The organism is Streptomyces sp. NPDC059456, from assembly GCF_042750055.1.
Lineage (GTDB): Bacteria > Actinomycetota > Actinomycetes > Streptomycetales > Streptomycetaceae > Streptomyces.
The window spans coordinates 1-2,239 of record NZ_JBHYVA010000980.1; the positions used below are offsets into that span (position 1 = coordinate 1).

2 protein-coding genes are annotated in these 2,239 nt (G+C 73.8%); one reads left to right on the plus strand and one right to left on the minus strand.

Annotated elements, in window-relative coordinates:
* Positions 1 to 144: 144 nt before the first annotated feature.
* Positions 145 to 1,488: a YhgE/Pip domain-containing protein gene (locus ACFXA3_RS41310; protein ID WP_385196457.1), complete on the minus strand. Its 1,344-nt coding sequence runs from the start codon at positions 1,486 to 1,488 to the stop codon at positions 145 to 147.
* A 136-nt stretch (positions 1,489 to 1,624) separates the two neighbouring features.
* On the opposite strand from ACFXA3_RS41310, the gene ACFXA3_RS41315 reads away from it, so the two are divergent.
* Positions 1,625 to 2,239 (plus strand): MerR family transcriptional regulator (locus ACFXA3_RS41315; RefSeq protein WP_385196459.1); only part of this gene is annotated, 615 nt, incomplete at its 3' end.

A 2,239-nucleotide genomic window follows, 5' to 3' on the forward strand; every position in this document is an offset into this window, starting at 1 on the left:
GCGCCCCCACCCCCCGGCGGCCGGGGCGCCCCCCGCCCCTCCCCCCCCCGGGCGCGCGGGTGGCGGGGCGGCCGGGGCCCCCCCCCGGACCGCAGCTTCGTGCTGCGGCCCGGGGCCGTGGGAGCGGGAGCGGGGGCCGGCCCCTCAGGCCGTGGCGCCGGCCGCGGCCGCGGGGGGCTCGGGGGTTTCGGCCGGGGCCCCGTCCTCGGCGCCGGGCCGCGGGACGCGGTGCAGTCCTCGGCGGTCGTACAGGCGGGTGACGGCGAAGCCGAAGACCAGCGCGGCGACGAGGGCGACGCCCATCGAGGCCCACGCCCGGCTCAGGCCCGCGTCGGCCTGGGCGCCGTAGTAGAGGATGGCGCGCATGCCCTCGGTGATCTGACGCAGCGGCTCGAACTCCGAGAGGGCCCGGAAGAACCCGGGCAGCGCCTGGAGCGGCACGGTCGCGCCGGAGGAGGGGACGGCCATCGCGACGAAGACGATGGTGGCCAGCAGCATGCCGGGCGTGCCGAAGGCGGCGAACAGGGCCAGGCTGCCGATGCCGACGACGGCGATCGTGGCGACGGAGTAGAGCCACAGCAGGCCGAGGTGGGAGGCGTCCATGTCGAGGATCTTGACGGTGGCGACCTCGACCAGGGTGCCCATCACGAGTGACATGCCGAGCATCAGCGCCATGCCGATGGCCAGCGTGCGGACGCGGCTGGTGTGCTGGACGGGCTCGCGCTTGCGGACCGGGCCGTAGTCGGTGTGCAGGTAGCCGAGGGCCGTGTCGACCTGGGAGTTGACCAGGTTGGCGCCGAGCATGCCGCAGACGACGAGGACCAGCGCGTAGTAGAAGGCGCTCAGGCCCATGGCGCTGCGGGAGCCGACGGGGTGGCCGTCGGCGACGGTCACGGTCACGGGGTCGGCGAGCTTGAGCTGGGCGGCCGTCGGCAGCGGGGCCTTCTGGGCCGCGGCCTGCTTGAGGAGTTCCTGTCCGAGCTGCGCGGAGGCGGCGTGGGCGGCCTTCTGGGCGGCCTGCGAGGCCATGGAGGAGCCGATGCTGCCGGCGGACTGGTTGGTCAGCACGGTCAGGGTCGGCGGGGTGGCGGCCTTGCCCTGCGCGGCGGGCTGCGGGGCGCCGAGCGCGGTCACCGTGGCGCTGAAGTCCCGGGGTATGACGAGGGCGCCGAAGAGCTTGCCCCGGCCGAGCCGCTTGTCGGCCTCCTCGCGGCTGACGACCTGCCAGTCGATGCTCTTGTCGCCCTGGGCGGCCTTCTGCAGGCCCGCGACGATCTGCTCGCCCATGTTGACGTGGCGGCCGCCCGCGTCGGCGCCGGCGTCGGTGTTGACCAGGGCCACGGGCAGGTCGCGCAGATTGCCCTTGGGGTTGACGTTGCCGCCGACGTAGAGCAGGGCGAACAGCATCGAGACGACGGCGGCGATGAGCCCCGTTCCGATCCACAGCCGGGGTCGGAGGAGCACGGACGGGTGTGTGGACTGGGGCATCGATTCTCCGGTGCGGCGACATTTCCAGTAGCTGGATACTGAAGGTATCCAGCTACTGGATAGTGGCAGTATCTTGTTGTGGTGTCCAATCGTCGATGATGCGAACCGGACCCCGTGACCACCAGGGAAGCCGTATATGAAGATCTCGGAGCTCAGCCGGCGGACCGGCGTACCGGTCGCCAGCATCAAGTACTTCCGGCGGCAGGGCCTGCTGCCCGCGGGTCGGGCGACCGCCGCGACGCTGGCCGAGTACGGGGAGGAGCACGCGCAGCGGCTGCGGCTGATCAAGGCGCTGACCACGCTCGGCGGACTGTCGATCGCCGCCACGCGCGAGGTGCTCGGGGCCGTCGACCAGGCGGACACCTCGGAGGGCGCCCTGGGAGCGGTCAGCTACGCCCTGCCGGTGCCGGTGGCGGCCCAGGGCGCGACGGGCTCCGAGGAGGAGGCCGAGGCCGAGGCGGCCGCCGGGGACGAGGTGACGGAGCTGCTCGCGGCCCTGGACTGGCAGGCACCGGGGACGTCGCCGCACGTGCACGGGCTGACGTCGGCGCTGAAGGAGCTGCGGCGGCTGGACGCCGGCTACGCCCCGGGAGAGCTCGCCGCGTACGCGAGGCTGGCCGAGTCGGTGGCCCGGCTGGACCTGGAGCGCGCGGCGGGCGTCGACGACCCGGTGGCCCTGGCCGAACGGGCGGTCATCGTGTTCGCGATCTGCGCACCGGTGTTCGAACTGCTGCGCCGTCTGGCCCAGGAG

Bases quoted from the DNA above. Each gene is read 5' to 3' on its own strand.
- ACFXA3_RS41310 (WP_385196457.1), bottom strand. From the start codon at position 1,488: ATGCCCCAGTCCACACACCCGTCCGTGCTCCTCCGACCCCGGCTGTGG.